General features: G+C 72.1%; 16 protein-coding genes. 5 read left to right on the plus strand and 11 right to left on the minus strand.

Going from position 1 to position 16,402, the window contains the following annotated elements; genetic code table 11:
• The first annotated feature begins 181 nt into the window (after positions 1 to 181).
• Positions 182 to 1,360 carry a hypothetical protein gene (locus ABFX50_RS07195; protein ID WP_346144356.1) on the plus strand — a complete coding sequence of 393 codons (1,179 nt, stop codon included), beginning with the start codon at positions 182 to 184 and terminating at the stop codon, positions 1,358 to 1,360.
• Here ABFX50_RS07195 and ABFX50_RS07200 read toward each other — a convergent pair.
• From ABFX50_RS07200 to ABFX50_RS07220, 5 genes are all read right to left on the minus strand, one after another.
• A complete protein-coding gene (locus tag ABFX50_RS07200; protein WP_346144358.1) occupies positions 1,335 to 2,696 on the minus strand; it encodes a glycoside hydrolase family 16 protein in 1,362 nt (453 codons plus the stop codon). The genes ABFX50_RS07195 and ABFX50_RS07200 overlap by 26 nt on opposite strands.
• Before the next feature lie 182 nt (positions 2,697 to 2,878).
• A complete protein-coding gene (locus ABFX50_RS07205) occupies positions 2,879 to 3,592 on the minus strand; it encodes a hypothetical protein (protein WP_346144360.1) in 714 nt (237 codons plus the stop codon).
• A complete protein-coding gene (locus ABFX50_RS07210; RefSeq protein ID WP_346144362.1) occupies positions 3,589 to 4,779 on the minus strand; it encodes a hypothetical protein in 1,191 nt (396 codons plus the stop codon). The genes ABFX50_RS07205 and ABFX50_RS07210 overlap by 4 nt, the downstream gene beginning before the upstream one ends.
• A 330-nt stretch (positions 4,780 to 5,109) precedes the next feature.
• Positions 5,110 to 5,814 carry a DUF5941 domain-containing protein gene (locus ABFX50_RS07215; protein ID WP_183657859.1) on the minus strand — a complete coding sequence of 235 codons (705 nt, stop codon included), beginning with the start codon at positions 5,812 to 5,814 and terminating at the stop codon, positions 5,110 to 5,112.
• On the minus strand, positions 5,811 to 7,322 hold the full coding sequence (locus tag ABFX50_RS07220) for a CDP-alcohol phosphatidyltransferase family protein (RefSeq protein WP_346144364.1): 1,512 nt from the start codon (positions 7,320 to 7,322) through the stop codon (positions 5,811 to 5,813). The genes ABFX50_RS07215 and ABFX50_RS07220 overlap by 4 nt, the downstream gene beginning before the upstream one ends.
• 118 nt (positions 7,323 to 7,440) lie before the next feature.
• Here ABFX50_RS07220 and recO point away from each other — a divergent pair, with 118 nt between their 5' ends.
• The 4 genes from recO to ABFX50_RS07240 are packed head-to-tail and all read left to right on the plus strand — an operon-like array spanning position 7,441 to position 11,819.
• Positions 7,441 to 8,178 (plus strand): DNA repair protein RecO, encoded by a 738-nt coding sequence (recO, locus tag ABFX50_RS07225; protein WP_183657864.1) that lies wholly within the window; start codon positions 7,441 to 7,443, stop codon positions 8,176 to 8,178.
• The gene (locus tag ABFX50_RS07230; RefSeq protein ID WP_183657866.1) at positions 8,175 to 8,948 is read left to right on the plus strand and encodes an isoprenyl transferase; all 774 of its coding nucleotides are present in this window, start codon (positions 8,175 to 8,177) and stop codon (positions 8,946 to 8,948) included. Before recO ends, ABFX50_RS07230 begins: the two co-directional genes overlap by 4 nt.
• The gene (locus tag ABFX50_RS07235; RefSeq protein ID WP_346144366.1) at positions 8,945 to 10,903 is read left to right on the plus strand and encodes an AfsR/SARP family transcriptional regulator; all 1,959 of its coding nucleotides are present in this window, start codon (positions 8,945 to 8,947) and stop codon (positions 10,901 to 10,903) included. The genes ABFX50_RS07230 and ABFX50_RS07235 overlap by 4 nt, the downstream gene beginning before the upstream one ends.
• A 43-nt stretch (positions 10,904 to 10,946) precedes the next feature.
• Entirely contained in the window at positions 10,947 to 11,819 is an 873-nt protein-coding gene (locus ABFX50_RS07240) for an alpha/beta fold hydrolase (protein WP_346144368.1), read from the plus strand.
• Between the two features lie 5 nt (positions 11,820 to 11,824).
• Here ABFX50_RS07240 and ligD read toward each other — a convergent pair whose 3' ends face one another.
• From ligD to ABFX50_RS07270, 6 genes are all read right to left on the minus strand, one after another.
• Positions 11,825 to 12,778 carry a non-homologous end-joining DNA ligase gene (ligD, locus tag ABFX50_RS07245; RefSeq protein ID WP_346144370.1) on the minus strand — a complete coding sequence of 318 codons (954 nt, stop codon included), beginning with the start codon at positions 12,776 to 12,778 and terminating at the stop codon, positions 11,825 to 11,827.
• A gap of 7 nt (positions 12,779 to 12,785) precedes the next feature.
• Entirely contained in the window at positions 12,786 to 13,334 is a 549-nt protein-coding gene (locus ABFX50_RS07250; RefSeq protein WP_346130622.1) for a CGNR zinc finger domain-containing protein, read from the minus strand.
• A 112-nt stretch (positions 13,335 to 13,446) separates the two neighbouring features.
• The gene (locus tag ABFX50_RS07255; protein WP_183657875.1) at positions 13,447 to 13,836 is read right to left on the minus strand and encodes a Fur family transcriptional regulator; all 390 of its coding nucleotides are present in this window, start codon (positions 13,834 to 13,836) and stop codon (positions 13,447 to 13,449) included.
• Positions 13,833 to 14,675, minus strand: coding sequence for a metal ABC transporter permease (locus tag ABFX50_RS07260; protein ID WP_346144373.1), 843 nt, complete (start codon positions 14,673 to 14,675; stop codon positions 13,833 to 13,835). The genes ABFX50_RS07255 and ABFX50_RS07260 overlap by 4 nt, the downstream gene beginning before the upstream one ends.
• Positions 14,672 to 15,454, minus strand: a complete 783-nt coding sequence (locus tag ABFX50_RS07265) for a metal ABC transporter ATP-binding protein (RefSeq protein WP_346144375.1) — start codon at positions 15,452 to 15,454, stop codon at positions 14,672 to 14,674. Before ABFX50_RS07265 ends, ABFX50_RS07260 begins: the two co-directional genes overlap by 4 nt.
• Complete coding sequence (locus ABFX50_RS07270) at positions 15,442 to 16,395, minus strand: metal ABC transporter substrate-binding protein (protein ID WP_346144901.1); 954 nt, start codon at positions 16,393 to 16,395, stop codon at positions 15,442 to 15,444. Before ABFX50_RS07270 ends, ABFX50_RS07265 begins: the two co-directional genes overlap by 13 nt.
• Positions 16,396 to 16,402 lie beyond the last annotated feature (7 nt).

Below are 16,402 nucleotides of genomic sequence, written 5' to 3' on the forward strand. Positions count from 1 at the left end.
CCCCTGTATACAGGCTTGCCCGTACGGCAGGCCGCGCCGGTCGCCTCCAACCCTCATCGAGTCGGCGGAGGGGGCCCTCGACGGGGCCGGGAGAGGTTCCCCGATACCCGACACCGACAAATCCGTCACGGCTCCGAAGTCAGCGTTTAGCATCAAATTACGCGGACGCGTTGGAGGCCTGATGCGCTTCAAGGACCACCCTGCCGAGCAAGGAGAGGTCACGCGCATCGCGCCCGCCGTGGCCTATGACGGCGACCTCTACCACCTGCCCGACTGGGTCACGCGCCGCGGTGAGGAGCGGGAGCTGGGCCGCGCCCACGCCGAGGGCGGCCACCTCGACACCCTCACGCTGGAGACCGGCAGCGTCCCCCGCTTCCACGAGCTGGAGGACGAGCGGCTGGCCGAGCTGAGCAGGATCGAGGACGCCACCGAGCGCGAGATCCAGCAGGACCGCGCCGCGTTCGAGTCCCAGAAGATCAAGCTGGCCGAGTCGCAGCGCCACTTCGCCGAGGCCCGCCGTACCCTCGACGAGACCCAGCGCCGCGTCACCGAGCTGGAGCAGCCGAGCAGGCGGCCTGGCGACGGCAGGCCGAGCTCCATCGCGCTGTCGGGCAGCCGCTGGCCGGCGGTCAGACGCTGGCTGCCCGCCGCGCTGCTGCTCCTGCTGCTGGTGATCGTCGAGGTGCCGATCCTCTACCAGGTCATCCTGTCCTGGGGCGACAGCGTGGAGATGACCGCGCTGATCGCCACGGGCGCCGCCCTCATCATGCTCGTCGCCCCCCACATGTACGGCAGGGCCTACCGCACGTGGCAGGAGAACGGCAGCCCCGCCAGGGGCCGATGGCTGCTGATCGCGGTCGCGCTCGTCTGGGTGGGCCTGATCGTCGCCGTGGCGGTGCTGCGCAGGGACGCCCTGGTCAAGCCGCTGGTCGTGGACGGACAGAACATCGGGCCCACCGCCGAGGGCGTCAGCCAGCTGCCCACCATGATCCTGCTGCTCGCCCTGCTCGTGGCCACCGCGCTGATCGCCGCCGACCTGGGCCGCAGGATGCACAACCCCAACGACAGGCGGCTGCGCGAGCTGCGCGCCAAGCGCGACCAGGAGCGGCGCGCCTTCGTCGAGGCCCAGAGCGAGTACCAGCGCGACGCCGGATTCGCCGAGAGCATCGGCCAGCACCTCCAGGCCGCCGACCGCCGAAGGGCCAGCAGGGTGCGCCAGGTGGACAACGGCTTCGAGAGCCTGGCCACGGCCTACCTCGGTGGCGTGGTCGAGGGCCTGGGCGACCCGGAGGCGGCCAGCTGGGCCGAGCGCATTCTGGTGCGGCGCAGGGCGGCTAGGTCGCGAACGTCAACCAGTTGACGTTGACGAAGTCGGCGGGCTGACCGCTGGTGAAGGTCAGGTAGACCGTGTGGGTACCGCTCGTCGGCGCGATGGTGCCGGGCACGGTCCTCCAGCTCTGCCAGCCCCCGGTGTTGGCGATCGCGAAGTCGCCGATCGGCGGCGCGGTCGGGCTGCCGAGCCGTACCTGGACCAGGCCGCTCACGCCGCCCGCCGCGCCCGAGGCGACCCTCGCGCTGAACTGCCGCGCGGCCGTGGCGCCGAAGTTGACGCCGTCGAAGCGGAGCCAGTCGCCGTTGGCGATCGCGCCGACGTTCTGACCGCCGCCGGTGTCGGTCGTGGTCTCGACCATGGTGCCGGACTGACCCTGGTAGCGCTCGGCCTGGATCGTGGAGCGGGCGTCCACGCCGCCTGGCGGGTTCGTGGGCGGGTCGGTGGGCTGGGTGCCGCCGCCGCTCTGCCAGACCGCCACGTAGTCGACCACCATGGGCCTGCCCGACACGGTCGCCGCGGTCGGTGTCGGACCGGCGAGCGCGTTGGGGAAGGCGCCGCCCATCGCCACGTTGAGCAGGAGGAAGTAGCCCGCGTGGCCGGTCATGTTGGCCCAGGTGCCCGCGTCGAACTGGGACTGGCTGACGCTGTGGAACTGCTGGCCGTCGACGTACCAGCGCAGCTGGTTGGGCGAGAGGCTGCGGTCCCACTCGAAGCGGTAGGTGTGGAAGGCCGACTGACACGTCGAGCCGGGACACGCCCTGCTGGCGCCCAGCCCAGAGGTCTCGTTGCACGGTCCGCCGGGGTTCACGCCGCAGTGCAGGACGGCCCAGACGGCGTTGACGCCGTTGACGTTCTCCATGATGTCGAACTCGCCGATGCCGGGCCAGTTCCAGTAGTTGCCCCTGTACGGCGAGCCCAGCGCCCAGAACGCGGGCCAGTAGCCGAGCGCCGCGTCGCCTGTGACGTTCGGCATCTGGATCCTGCCCTCGATGCGCAGGACGCGCCCATCGGCGGGCTTGAAGTCGGCGCGGCGGGTCTCGATACGGGCCGAGGTCCAGTTCTGCCCGCTGCCCCGAGGCGTGATGCGCAGGTTGCCCGAGCCGTCGAGGCTCAGGTTGGCGGGGTCGGCGGTGTAGTTCTGGATCTCTCCGGTGCCCCAGTTGCTGGGGCCGCCCGGATAACCGTGGCCGGTGTCGACGATCCAGTTGGCGGAGGACGGCAGCGAGCCCGAGGGGCCGTTGAAGTCGTCGGACCAGACGAGGCTCCATCCGGTCGGCGTGGGCGGCACGGCGGCGACGAGGGCTCCGACGGCTAACAGCGCGACCGCCGTCGCGGCCAGACGCCTGAAGTACTTCGAGGGCATGACGGTTCTCCCTTGAGCCTGGGGGAATGGGAGAGCGCTCTCTGCGATTGATGTGACCACGGCAATCCGGCGCTGTCAATGCCGCATTGACAGCGCCGTCCTGGTGAGTCAGCGTAGCGAGAGAGCGCTCTCAGCTCGCCTGGGGTGCGGGTCGCGTGGGGTGTGAGGAGGGGCCGGTGGGCTCAGAGCAGGTCCACCGAGGTGGCGCCCGCCGTTTCGAGCGCCTCGGTCCAGAAGCTCTCCAGCAGCGGGAAGCGGTCGGGGTTGGAGCCCTTCTTGCGCAGGAAGCCGTGGACCACCACGTCGTAGCCGGTCAGGTCGGGCAGCAGCCGCGACTGCCTGAGCTCCTTGGCCTTCGCCTGCCTGGCCGCCTCCGACAGGTCCAGCTTGTTGACGTTCAGGTCGCCCCTGTTGTTGATCAGGTCGCTGAACACGATCACCCGGTGGGCCAGGTCCGGCCGGCGCTGAGCGTTCATCTGCTTCACCAGATAGCGGAGCGCTCCGAGCACGTCCGACCCCTCGCCCTCACTGGGGCAGTCGAACAGCTTGCTCGCGCGGGGGAGCACCTGCGTGAGGCGGTGCTTGCGGATGCGCTCCTCCACGACGGGGTTGTCGTTGGGATTCTCCCTCTCGGTCGCGGCCACCGCGACGGGGTCCTCGCGGCACGTGCTGCTCTCCGACGCCCCTGTGACGGCCGCGAAGCCCACCCAGTCACAGCCGTCGACGAAGCCCGGCAGCTTGGAGGTCAGGTCGGTGCGAGAGGCGGCGGGGTCGGCGTAGCTGGTGGAGTCGACGATGACGCCGCACACCGCTCTCGACTCCGTCCCGCACGCGGCGACACCCGTGCTCAGCAGACCCACCGCCGTGATCGCCGCCGTCCATCGCCCCGGCCTCATCGCTCTCCCGCCGTCTCGCCCGCTCCCGGCTGTCTCCCGCTCGTGTCGGCGTTCGACGGTTCTCCCGGCTGTCTCCCGTCCGTGTCGGCCCTCGACGGATCGGCCGTCCGGCCCGCTTCGGGGAAGATCCCCGCCTCTCGAGGGCCTCCGTCCTGCGCCGTCCCGGGGAGGCCGGCGTCCTCGTCCGCGTACGCCGGGTTCCGGCCGGCGTCCGCTCCTGGGGAGCCGCTGCCCTCGCCCGTCTCGTGCGCTCCCGCCTCCCGCCACGTGGCCGTCAGGCCCGGCGCGCTCTCGGGAGCGTTCCGCCGATCACCCTCAGAGACCCCCGGCAGGAGCTCCTGCCTGGACCGTCCCCTGGAGAGTTCCAGGACCTCCCGCACCTGGCTGTGCCAGATCTCGATCCTGTGCTCGACCTCCTCCAGCAGCCCCCCGATCTCCTCCCTGGACGAGAGCGAGGTGACCCCTTCGGCCGAGGAGTCCATCGCCACCACCTCGCCCTTCCACAGCGAGGGGATCTCCTCCCTGCGGGGATGCGCCCCCATCACCCCGCGCCGGTAGGCCGCGATCACCTGTTGCGCCCACGCGTGGACGGTCTCCACCTCGTGATTGCGCTCCACCAGCACGCCGTCCCACTCGCGCGCCAGCTGCTCGATGCGTGAGCGCGCCCGATGGATCCGGTCCGACGCCTCCCTGAGCGCCGACTCCCTCGCCCGCTCCGCCCGACGCCACCTGGCCTCCGCGATGGAGATGAACGGATCCTCCTCCGCGCCCGCCCTACCCGCAGGGGCGGGGGAGGCGCCCTCTTCCGTCGCAGGGGCCGCGGAGGCCGCCCTGCCGTTCGGCGACGTTCCGGGGGAGCCCCGCACCTCCCGCGCGTCAGGCCGCGCCTCCGGGTACAGGTCCGCTCGGCCCGTCTCTCTGAACACCGTCTCCCGCGCCTCGCCGACCTGGCGTAACAGGTCCGTACGGCGGGCGGCGAGCCCCTGGTCGACCCGGGCGATCCGCTCCCGCGCCCTGGCCCTGACCTCGGAGAGGAAGGCGGGCTCGCAGTCGGGATCGGTGAAGTGCGGCAGAGGGAGCTCGCGGGCGTCCTTCAGGCCCTGCCGGTGAGCGTCGTCCCGCTCGCGATCACGCTCGGCGAGAGGGTCGCCCGACCCCCGTTTGAACAGGCGTGACAAGAACGCCATTCATGTCTCCCGGCTCCGCCGGAACGATCTCCGGCCCGAGTGTCCCTAGATCCCCACACTAATCGGTCATCCGCCGCTCATAGCGCGAAAAATCAGGCCATAGCAAACGGGTGCGGCGATCAGGGAGCGCCGGGGCAGCCGGCACGCCTCTCCGACGGGCCGGCCCGGAGCGAGTGCCGACCACAGCGCGCCCCGACCACAGCGCGTGCCGAGCGGAGCGCGTGCCGAGCGGAGCGCGTGCCGAGCGGAGCGCTCCTCAGGCGGAGCGCGCCCCGAGCACGGTGCGTGCCGAGCGGGGCGCGCCCCGGGCGGAAGCGCCTGTTGTGGGGCTCAGGCCTTCTCGGCCTCGCCCGTCGCCTGCTCCAGCGCATCCTCGGGAGAGGCCTCGAGGTCCTGCTCGGCGTCGGCGCTGGCCTGGGCCGAGGCCTTGTCCAGCCGTACCCAGCTGGTCACGCTCTCGACCGCGAACAGCACCAGCAGGTACGCGGTCAGGGCGTACAGCACGGGGGTCAGGACGCCGAGCGCCGCGCCCGCGGCGATGATCAGCAGGCGCACCTCCCAGCCGAGACCCGCCATGAACACCCAGGTGGGCGGCCAGATGCTCTGGCGCGTGCGGTAGACGGTGTCGTAGGTGTGGTAGCCGACCACGTACAGCAGCACGAACAGCAGCCACTTGGGCGCGTCGTGGCTCAGGCCGATGAGGATGACGGCGAGGAACTCGGTGCCGCGCAGGATCGGCGGCACCAGCCAGTCGAGGCGTCCGAGGTGGTCGCTGGCCGCGGTGGGCAGGACCAGCACGACCATGATGGCCACCGAGATGAGCGGGGACAGCCCCGCGAGCGCCACCGCGATGGTGGCGAGCAGCGTGACCAGGAGGGTGGCGACGGGCGGCAGGCCCTTGCCGAGCCGGGGGGCCACGGCGTGGACCAGGGGGCCGTCGTCGCGGTAGGCGAGCAGCCTCGCGGTCTGGATTCTGCGGCGCTCCTCGTCGGGGTCGGGAGCGGCGGCGGCGCTGGCCTGCGGCTGAGTGATCATGCGAGCGACCTCATGACGCGTCCGGTGGCGGTGTAGACGGCGGCGACGCTGCCCCAGATCAGCAGGGTGATGAAGGTGACCCGGGCGTCGAAGAGGGCGGCGGTGATCGCGATGGCCGCGAACCGCTCGCCGATGGGGAAGACGACCATCTTGCGCGCCCAGTAGACGGCGCGGAACTTGCCCGCCTTGCTCCACATCTTCAGCACGCCGCGGATGCCGCTGCTGCGCTCGACCTTGCGCCGTTCGAGCGCCTTGCGCAGGTCGCGGTCGTCGGGCGCGGTGAGCGGGGTGGTGGGCAGCGGGGAGGGCGGCTTGCGCCGGTTGGCGGCGCCGAAGGAGAAGTCGAGCAGGTGCTTGACCGACTGCAGGGCCAGCGCGGCCAGCGCCAGGATCCAGATGTCGTCGCTGTGCCCCGCCACGACGTAGCCGACGGCGAGACCGGCGAAGACGACGTACTCCTTGAACCGGTCGAAGGTCGCGTCGAGCCACGCGCCGAGCACGCCGAACTTGCGGGCGTAGCGGGCGACCTGGCCGTCGACGCAGTCGAAGACGAAGGCGAAGTAGATCAGCACGCCGCCGGCTACCATGCCGAGCCGCTCGCCCGTGGCGAAGCAGGCGGCCGCCGCCACGCCGAGCGCGATGGAGATCAGCGTGACCTGGTTGGGCGTCAGGCCGCGCCTGGCCGCCCAGCGGGCGATGAAACGGGAGTAGGTGCTGACGAAGTAGGTGGTGAAGAAGCCGTCGGCGCCCTTGACCGCGTTGTTGAGCCTGGCGCGGTCCTCGTCCATGCCGGACATCTCGGTCGCGGCCTCGGTGGCCTCCGCCTGCGTGGTGATCCTGCGGTAGAACAGGTCGCGGCGGCCGCGGATGCCGACCGAGACGCCCTTGCGGACCAGCGCGAAGACGATCAGCTGGACCAGGTCGTCCTCGGGGCCGAACAGGTGGGCGAGGTCGGCCAGCTCGCGGCAGGCCTCGGCGAGCACGGGTGCGTTGCGGGCGCTCAGGTGCAGCGGGCCGAGCAGGATGGCGTTGGGCCGGGTGACGGCGTGGTGCGCGGTGCCGACCGAGATGATCCTCGACTTGCCCACGCGCGCGCGGACCATGAGCCCCTCGAGGCTGTTGGCGCCGATCTCCGGCTCCGCCTCGTCGATCGGGACGTCGGGGACGATCTTGTCGCCGTTCTCGTCCTCCGGTCGCGGCTCCTTGGCCACGAGCGCGATGGCGCCGCGCTTGGCCTTGGTGATCTGGTAGATCAGCTCGTCGTGGATGACCGAGTTGACCGGCAGGAGCAGCATGCTCTCCTGGGCCGCGTCGGCGACCTCGGCGAGGGCGCGCAGGGCGGTGGCGAGATCGGTGCGCTCGATCGTGGCGGCCTGGGGGTCGAGCGAGAGGGCCTGGGTGCGCAGGCGCTCGCCCACGGTGGGCGCGCCGGGCAGCGCGGCCAGCCGGAGGCCGGTCGGAGCGGTGTCGGGGCCGGGCGAAGAGCCCAGCAGGACCACGCGGGTCATGTCACCCTTTCGAGGCGGTTGCGGGGGGCGGAACAACTGGTAAACCAGGGGCAGTCGTCAAAGTCTAGTGAGAGTTCGGCAAAGCCGGGCCACCCGGCGCTCACCCTAGACTGGACGGGTGAGTCTCTACCGTGACGAGGGCGTCGTCCTGCGCACGCAGAAGCTGGGCGAGGCCGACAGGATCGTCACGCTCCTCACCAAGCGCACGGGCAAAGTGCGAGGGGTGGCCAAGGGCGTGCGCCGCACCACCTCGAGATTCGGCGCGAGGCTCGAGCCCTTTACCCATGTTGACCTGCAGTTGCACGTGGGCCGCACGCTCGACGTGGTCACGCAGGCAGAGACCATCCACCCGTACGGCGAGGCGCTGGCCCACGACTACCCCCGCTACACGGCCGGCAGCGCGATGCTCGAGACGGCCGACCGCCTCATCCAGGGCGAGAAGGAGCCTGCGCTCAAGCAGTTCCTGCTGCTGGTGGGCGGGTTGCGCACGCTGGGCGACGGCAGCCACGAGGCCCGCCTGGTGCTCGACGCCTACTTCCTGCGCTCGCTCGCCGTGGCCGGATACGCCCCCGCCCTGCAGGAGTGCGCCAGGTGCAGGGCCGACACGGTGAGGGCGTTCGCGATCGTCGCGGGCGGGGCGGTGTGCGGGGCATGCCGTCCCGCGGGCGCCGCCGTACCCGCGGGGGAGACCCTGGCGTTGATGACGGCGCTGCTGCGCGGAGACTGGACCGCCGCCGACGCCTCCCAGGCCCGCCACCGCAACGAGTGCAGCGGTCTGGTCGCCGCCTACCTGCAGTGGCACCTGGAGCACGGCATTCGTTCTCTCCGCCATGTTGAAAGGGAGCCAGCACGTTGAACGTCCGTCCCCCCGCGCCGCACCCGTCCGGCGCGGTCCCTCCCGCCATCCCGCGTGACCTGGTCCCCAGGCACGTCGCGATCGTCATGGACGGCAACGGCCGCTGGGCCAAGCAGCGCGGCCTGCCGAGGACCGAGGGGCACAAGGCAGGCGAGGCGTCGCTCTTCGACGTCATCGAGGGCGCGATCGAGCTGGGCGTCCCCTATCTGAGCGCCTACGCCTTCTCCACCGAGAACTGGAAGCGCTCGCCCGACGAGGTGCGCTTCCTCATGGGCTTCAACCGCGACGTGATCCGCCGCCGCCGCGACGAGCTGCACGCGATGGGCGTGCGGGTGCGATGGGCGGGCAGGCCGGGCCGCCTGTGGAAGAGCGTCATCTCCGAGCTGCAGGACGCCGAGGAGATGACCAGGAACAACCGCACGCTCACCCTGCAGTTCTGCGTCAACTACGGAGGGCAGGCCGAGATCGTCGACGCCGCGGTCAGGCTCGCGCAGGACATCGCGGCGGGCAGGGTCAAGCCCGGCAAGGTCAACGAGAAGGTCTTCGCCCGCTACCTCGACGAGCCCGACATCCCCGAGGTCGACCTGTTCGTCCGCTCGTCGGGCGAGCAGCGCTTCTCCAACTTCCTGCTGTGGCAGTCGGCCTACGCCGAGATGGTCTTCCTCAACAGGCTCTGGCCCGACTTCGACCGCAGGGACCTGTGGGAGGCCTGCGAGATCTTCGCCAAGCGCGACAGGCGCTACGGCGGGGCGGTGCCCAACCAGGTATGAGGCTCCAGCTGCTCGGCGAGGTCCGCGCGGGGGACACCGACCTCGGCGGGGCCAGGCAACGCCTGCTGCTGGCGGCCCTCGCGCTGGCCGGCGGCAGGGCGCTGAGCAGGGACACGCTCCTCGACGCGCTGTGGGAGCACGACCCGCCCCGCACCGCGCTCAACGTGCTGCGCACCTACGCCTCCAGGCTGAGGGCCGTGCTCCCGCCTGGAGCGATCACCCTGGTCGGTGACGGATACGCGCTGAGCGGGGTCACCACCGACGCGGAGGAGTTCGAGGCGCTGGCGGCGGGCAGGCCGCGCGAGGCGCTGGCGCTGTGGCGCGGCGAGGCGCTGGCGGGGCTCGAGGGCGGCTACGCCGCCGCGCAGCGCGCCAGGCTGGAGGAGCGCCGCCTGACGGTGCTGGAACGCGCCATCGAGGCCGACCTCGAGGCGGGCCTGCACGCCGAGGCGGTGGCCGAGCTGCGCGCGCTGGTGGCGGCCCACCCGCTGCGCGAACGGCTGAGCGCCCTGCTTATGCTCGCCCTGCACAGGTCGGGACGGCAGGCCGAGGCGCTGGCCGTCTACTCCGACCTGCGCGGGCTCCTGCGCGACGAGCTGGGCATCGCCCCCTCGCCAGAGCTGTCGGAGCTGCACCTGCGCGTCCTGGGGGGCGAGCTTCCCCCTCCGAGGACGGCCGTGCGGCCCGCCCAGCTGCCCGCCGATCTCGCCGACTTCACCGGCAGGGCCGAACTGGTCGAGGCGCTGGCCGCCGAGCTGGCCCCCGGCGCCGCCCTGCCCGTCCACGTCATCGCGGGCATCGGCGGCGTCGGCAAGACCGCGCTCGCCGTACGGGTGGCCCACCGGGTCAGGGACCGCTTCCCCGACGGCCAGCTGGCCATCGACCTGCGCGGAGGCAGCGACCCGATGGATCCGGCCGACGCGCTGGAAAGGCTCCTCGGCGCGCTCGGCGTCGGCGGCCCGCCCGCCGGCCTCGCCGACAGGGCCGCCCTCTACCGCTCGCTGCTCGACGGCCGCAGGATGCTGGTCCTGCTCGACAACGCGGCGTCGGAGGCGCAGGTCAGGCCGCTGCTGCCGGGCACTTCGCAGTGCGCGGTGATCGTCACGGGGCGCTCCAGGCTGGCCGCCCTCGCCGGAGCCCGCACGCACGACCTCGACGTGCTGACCAGGCCCGAGGCGCTCAGCCTGCTGGGCGCCGTCGCGGGCAGGGCCAGGATCGCCGCCGAGCCCGAGGCCGCCGTCGCGGTGGCCGAGGCGTGCGCGTTCCTGCCGCTGGCCGTACGGATCGCCGCCGCCCGCCTGGCGGCCAGGCCCGGCTGGAACGTGGCGGTCCTTCGCGACAAGGTCGCGGGCGAGCGGAGGCTGGCCGAGCTGGCGATCGGCGACCTGGCGGTGGAGCGCACCTTCGACCTCGGATACGACCAGCTCGCCGCCGAGCAGGCGCGGGCCTTCAGGCTGCTGGCCGTCGCCGACGCGCCCGATCTCACCCTGCGCGTCGCCGCCGTCGTCCTCGGCGTGGACGACGCCGAGCCGCTGTGCGAGTCGCTGGTCGACCTCAACCTGCTCGAATCGCCCGCGCCCGGCCGCTACCTCTACCACGACCTGCTGAGGGTCTTCGCGCGCGGCAAGGTGGCCGACGAGGAGCGCGACGAGGCGCTGGCAAGGCTGACGGGCGACTGGCTCCGGCAGGTGCGCGCCGCTGCCGCCGCCAGCAGGGACGGCTCCCCTCAGGCCGGCGCGTGGCTGGCGGAGGAGGCCGCCTGCCTGGTGGGCACGCTGCGCAGGCACGAGGGCGAGCCCCTGCCGCGCCGCAGGCAGGGCAGCACGCTCGCCGTCGCCCGCGCGCTGCGCGAGGTGGGCGGCGGCGACTCCCAGGAGGCGCTGGTCCGCGGGCTGATCGCACTCGGCGAGGGCGACCCCGCGACAGAGGAGGCCATGGCGGCGCTGCGTATATGAGCGCTCATGCCGGATTCAATCGCGCCCGTGCAGCATCGACGGCATGCAGATCTCCGGATTCGACTACTCCCGTGTCGCCGTGGACGGCGACATCGCGCTCAACGTCGCCATGGCGGGCTCAGGGCCGCCCATCGTGCTCCTGCACGGCTTCCCCCAGACCCACCTGATCTGGCGGCACGTCGCCGCGGACCTGGCCGCCGACCACACCGTGCTCGTGCCCGACCTGCGAGGGTACGGCGACAGCGACAAGCCCGCCGACCAGGACGGCGAGACCTACTCCAAGCGCAGGATGGGCGACGACATCGTCGCCATGGCGGCGGCGCTCGGCCACGACAGCTTCGCGCTGGCCGGTCACGACAGGGGCGCGCTGGTCGCCTTCAGAGCGGCCATGGACCATCCCGCGACGATCACCCACCTGGCCGCCCTCGACGTGCTGCCCACCCTCGACATGTGGGAGGTCATGCGCGGCACCCTGGGCGCGATCGGCTTCCACCTGTACCTGATGGCCCAGCCGCCTGGGCTGCCCGAGCAGCTGATCGCCGCGGCCCCCGACCTGTTCTTCGGCCACTTCCTCGACCTGTGGACCAGGGACCCCGACGCGATCCCCCCGGACGTACGGGCCGCCTACCTCAAGGCGTCGAGGGAGGCGATCCCCTCGATCGTCGCCGACTACCGCGCCAGCGCCACCGTCGACAAGGCGCACGACGAGGCGGACAGGGCGGCGGGCAACCGCCTCGGCATGCCGGTCACCGTGCTGCAGCAGGACTGGGGCGACGTCCTGCCGTACGACGCGGTGGGGTTGTGGCGGGCGTGGGCCGCCGACCTGGAGCACCGGACGATCACGACAGGGCACTTCGTCGCGGAGGAGAGCCCCGGGACGGTCACGACCGCCCTGCGGGCGCTGCTCGCCCGCTGAGCCGGCTAACCCTTGCGGGCGGCCCTGGCGCGGCGCTTGCCCTCGTGCATGGCGGCCACCCTGGCGATGGGGATGGTGTGACCCTCGGCCACGAGGTCGTCGGGCAGCGCCTGCGCGGCGGGCATCAGCTCGGCCCACGGATCGCCGTCGCCGAGCAGGCCCACGGCGGTGCGCACGGTGAAGTCGCCGGGTGTCACGCGGTCGAGGTCGTCCCACGCCACGGGGAACGACACGGGGAGGCCCGGTCTGACGCGCGGGCTGTAGGCCGCCACGACCGTCGCCCCACCCGCTCGGGTGGAGTCGAGGAAGACCTTGCCCTCGCGGTCCTCCCTGATGAAGGCGGTGGTCGCGAGGGCGGGGTCGAGCCGCTCGGCCCTGGCGGCCAGGGCGCGGGTGGCGGCCGCCACGTCGGGCGTCGCCAGACCGTCGATCAGCGGGACGAAGACGTGCAGGCCCTTGGCGCCGCTGGTCTTGACCGCGCCGGCGAGACCGGAGTCGGCCAGCGCCTGGCGGACCAGGTGGGCGGCGCCCACCACGGAGGGGAAGGCGTCACCGGCCGGCGGGTCGAGGTCGAGCACCAGGTGCGTGGGGTGCTCCCTGTTGTCCGCGCGCATCAGCGTGGGGTGGTACTCCACCGCCCGCTGGTTGGCGAACCACAGCAGGGTTTTGCGGTCGTCGCACAGGGCGTAGGAGACCTCCCGCCGCGAGGTCTCGGCCCAGAGCGTGACCGTGGCGATCCACGAGGGGGCGTAGGCCGGGACGTTCTTCTGCATGAAGGGCGCCTGGCCCTGCCGGACCCTGACCACCGACAGCGGACGGCCGCGCAGCGCGGGGATCATGCGGTCGCGCACGGCGTCGAGGTAGTCGACCAGGTCGCGCTTGGTCGCGCCCGCGTCGTCGAAGAGCGGCTGGTCGAGATTGGTCAGGGCGACGTCGTCCCTGACCTCGTCGGTGCTCACCGGATCATCATGCCCTGCGCCTGGCCCGGTATGCGGCGACATGCATGCGATTGCCGCAGGTGCGGCTGTCGCAGTAGACCCTGGACCTGTTGCGCGACTCGTCGACGAAGACCCTGGCGCAGTCGGGCGCCGAACAGGTGCGCAGCCGCTCCCACTCGCCCTCGACCAGCAGGTGGGCCAGCGCGATCCCGCAGTCGGCCGCCAGGTGCTCGGCCAGCGAGGCGTCGGGGGCGAAGTAGTGCATGTGGACCGGATGACCGTCGTGCTCGGTCAGGCTGGGCGTGATCCTGGTGTCGGCGAGCAGCGTGTTGAGCAGCCGCACGGCGTTCGCCTGGTCGGTGGCGGTGAAGACGCGGTGGAAGTCCTCCCGCAGCATGCGCACCTGCCCGAGGTCGCGCGGGGTGAGGGCCTCGATGCCGCTGACCTGGCGGGCCCTGACGAACTCGGCGAGATCGTCGAGGTCGGCCAGGCCCTCGTCTCCGCCGGTCGAGGGAGAGGTGTTCACCAGATCGACGACCGTGGCCAGCGAATACACCATGTCATGGCCAAACGGCATGTTGGCTCCTGTCTTGGCCTACTGCAGCGTGGGGCCACAGCGTATCTCCCGGACGGAGTCCGGGGGGCCTTACGAAGGCGCACATCGCCGTACGAGCGCGTGATCCGGCGCGCTAGGAGGCGCGCACCGCCGCCGAGCAGGAGGCGCAGGTGCCGAAGACCTCCACGGTGTGGGTGACGTCGGTGAAGCCGTGCTCGGCGCCGACGGCCTCGGCCCAGCGCTCGACGTCGGGCCCGGCCACCTCCACCGTACGGCCGCAGCGGCGGCAGACGAGGTGGTGGTGATGGTCGCCGCTGGCGCAGGCGCGGTAGACCGACTCGCCGTCGTCGGTGCGCAGCACGTCGACCTTGCCTCCGTCGGCCAGCGCCTGGAGCGCCCTGTAGACCGTGGTGAGGCCGATCTTGGCGCCGTCGGAACGCATTTCCGCGTAGACGTCCTGCGCGCTGCGGAAACCTTCGCTTCTGCGAAGGGTGTCGTGGACAGCGTCGCGTCGATTGGTCATGAGTGGCTCTCCCGGGTTCGGCCTCGGCCTCGCCGTACGAATCTACCGACCACGAGGGCCAGCACGAAGCCGGCGAGAGCGAGAAGGACGATGGCTGCGCCAGGGGGCACCTTAACGGAGAATGTCGAGCTCAGCAGCCCTCCCACGGCGGCGATGACGCCGAAGACCATCGACAGCAGCATCGTGGCGCGAAATCCCCTGGTGAACTGCTGGCTCGTGGCCACCGGAATCACCATGAGCGCGCTCACCAGCAGCAGCCCCACCACGCGCATGGCGATCACGACCGTGAGCGCCGCCGTCACCGCGATGAGCAGGCTGAGGAAGCGCACCGGCAGGCCGCTGGCCTTGGCCACCTCCTCGTCCTGGCAGAGCACGAACAGCTCCCTGCCGAAGACCACCACCATCGCGATCACGGCGACGGCCAGCGCACCGATGACCCACAGGTCCTCGGCCGTGACGCTGGCGATGGCGCCGAACAGGTAGGAGGTCAGCTTGGCGTTGCTGCCGCCAGGAGCGATGGAGATCAGCATCACGCCGCCCGCGATGCCGCCGTAGAACAGCAGCGCGAGCGCCACGTCCCCGCTCGTACGGCCGCGCGCCCGCACCAGCTCGATGGCGACGGCGCCGATGACCGAGACCAGGACGGCGGTCAGCACGGGGGCGGTGCCCGTCAGGAAGCCGAGCGCGACGCCGGTGAGCGCCACGTGCCCGATGCCGTCACCGAGCAGGGCGAGGCGGCGCTGGACGATGAAGGTGCCGACGAGCGGCGCGCAGAGCCCGACCAGCAGCGCCGCGATCATCGCGCGCTGCATGAAGGGCAGCTGGAGGATCTCGATCACGCCTCGGCCCTCCATCCCGCCAGCGGGCCCGTGACGGGCTCCTCGGCGTGCGGGTGGACGTGCTCGTGACCGGGTTTGGCGCACTCGCCCTCCGGCCTGGGAGGCACGCCGTCGTGGGCGATCACCCCGTCGCGGATCAGGATGCCGCGGGTGATGATCGGCTCCAGGGGGCCGAGCTCATGGGCGACCAGCACGATCGTCCTGCCGTCGCGCACCAGGGCGGAGAGGGTGTCGGCGAGCAGGTGCTGGCTGTCGGCGTCGACGCCGGCGGTGGGCTCGTCCATCACGTAGGTGTCGGGCTCACCGGCGAGCGCGCGGGCGATGAGCACCCGCTGCTGCTGGCCGCCCGAGAGGTTCTGCACCGAGTCGCCCGCCCTGTCGGCCAGCGACACCGCCTCCAGCGCGCGCTCCACGGCCTGCCTGTCGGCCTCGGTGGTCGGGCGCAGGCGGCGCTGGCGGGCGATCCGGCCCGAGGCCACGACCTCGCGCACGGTGGCGGGCACGCCGCCGCCGATCTGCAGGCGCTGGGGCACGTAGCCGACGCGCCACCACTCGCGGAACTTCGCGGGCGGCCTGCCGTACAGGAGGGTCTGCCCGCCGGACAGCGGGGTGAGGCCGAGAAGGGCCCTGATCAGGGTGGACTTGCCCGAGCCGTTGGCTCCGAGCACGGCCACGACCTCGCCCGCGCAGATGGTCAGATCGACCCCGCGAAGCACAGACCGGCGGTCCAGGCTCACCTGGCCGCCGGTCATGTCGAAGACTGCTGTCACGCTGTGCATCCCAGTGCGGTTCGCAGGGTGGTGAGGTTGCCACGCATCGCCGACAGGTAGTCACCGCCGGACGGCTGGCTCTCCATGGGGTCGAGCACCGCGGTCTTCGCCCCCACCTCCGTGGCGAGGACCTCGGCGACCTTGGTGCTGACGAGGGCCTCAGTGAAGATGGTAGTGACCTTCTCGGCCTTGGCGACCTTGGCCACCTCCGCCACGCGGGCGGGGGAGGGCTCGGCCTCGGGGTCGATCGAGATGCCGACCTGCTTGAGCTTGTAGCGGTTGGCCAGGTAGCCGAACGCCTCGTGCGCGGTCACGATCGACCTGGTGGAGCAGGTGGCGAGCCCCTTGGTGAACTCCTGGTCGAGTGCGCCGAGCGCGGCGACGGTCTTGGCGGCGCGCTCCTTGTAGGCCTGCGCGTGCGCGGGGTCGGCCTCGGCCAGCCGCTCGCCCAGCTTGGTGGCCACGCCGGCGAAGCGGCTCGGGTCCAACCACAGGTGCGGGTCGTAGGAGACCTCATGCTCGTGCTCGTGGGCCGCCTCGCCGCCCTCCGGCTCCTCCTCCGCGTGCGCGGGCAGGGTCTGTACGACGGCGGCCGCGTCGAACCCCTTGTCGGCGCCGTTCTGCTCGACCGCCTCGTCCACGGCGGGCTGCAGGCCCTTGATGTAGACGGTCATCGTGGCCCCGCCGACGCCGGCGACCTGCTGCGGGGTGAGCTCGAGGTCGTGCGGCTCCACGCCTGGCGCGGTCAGCGTCTGGACCGTGACATCCTGGCCGGCGATCTGCTCGGTGAGCCACTGCAGCGGGTAGAAGGCGGCCACGACGGTGGGCTTGTCGCCGGCGGCCCCGCCGGGCGCGGCGGCGGTCTGCGCGGCGCCTGACCCGCACGCGGCGGTGGTGGCCAGCAGCACGCCGCCGGCCAGGAGCGAGAGGAATCGGGCTTTATAGGGCATCACGCCC

The sequence above is a fragment of the Nonomuraea recticatena genome, assembly GCF_039533245.1.
Taxonomy (GTDB): Bacteria; Actinomycetota; Actinomycetes; order Streptosporangiales; family Streptosporangiaceae; genus Nonomuraea; species Nonomuraea roseola.

Coding starts and splice junctions, on each gene's coding strand:
- ABFX50_RS07195 (WP_346144356.1), top strand. CDS start 182: ATGCGCTTCAAGGACCACCCTGCCGAGCAAGGAGAGGTCACGCGCATC.
- ABFX50_RS07200 (WP_346144358.1), bottom strand. CDS start 2,696: ATGCCCTCGAAGTACTTCAGGCGTCTGGCCGCGACGGCGGTCGCGCTG.
- ABFX50_RS07205 (WP_346144360.1), bottom strand. CDS start 3,592: ATGAGGCCGGGGCGATGGACGGCGGCGATCACGGCGGTGGGTCTGCTG.
- ABFX50_RS07210 (WP_346144362.1), bottom strand. CDS start 4,779: ATGGCGTTCTTGTCACGCCTGTTCAAACGGGGGTCGGGCGACCCTCTC.
- ABFX50_RS07215 (WP_183657859.1), bottom strand. CDS start 5,814: ATGATCACTCAGCCGCAGGCCAGCGCCGCCGCCGCTCCCGACCCCGAC.
- ABFX50_RS07220 (WP_346144364.1), bottom strand. CDS start 7,322: ATGACCCGCGTGGTCCTGCTGGGCTCTTCGCCCGGCCCCGACACCGCT.
- ABFX50_RS07235 (WP_346144366.1), top strand. CDS start 8,945: ATGAGGCTCCAGCTGCTCGGCGAGGTCCGCGCGGGGGACACCGACCTC.
- ABFX50_RS07240 (WP_346144368.1), top strand. CDS start 10,947: ATGCAGATCTCCGGATTCGACTACTCCCGTGTCGCCGTGGACGGCGAC.
- ABFX50_RS07250 (WP_346130622.1), bottom strand. CDS start 13,334: ATGCCGTTTGGCCATGACATGGTGTATTCGCTGGCCACGGTCGTCGAT.
- ABFX50_RS07255 (WP_183657875.1), bottom strand. CDS start 13,836: ATGACCAATCGACGCGACGCTGTCCACGACACCCTTCGCAGAAGCGAA.
- ABFX50_RS07265 (WP_346144375.1), bottom strand. CDS start 15,454: ATGCACAGCGTGACAGCAGTCTTCGACATGACCGGCGGCCAGGTGAGC.
- ABFX50_RS07270 (WP_346144901.1), bottom strand. CDS start 16,395: ATGCCCTATAAAGCCCGATTCCTCTCGCTCCTGGCCGGCGGCGTGCTG.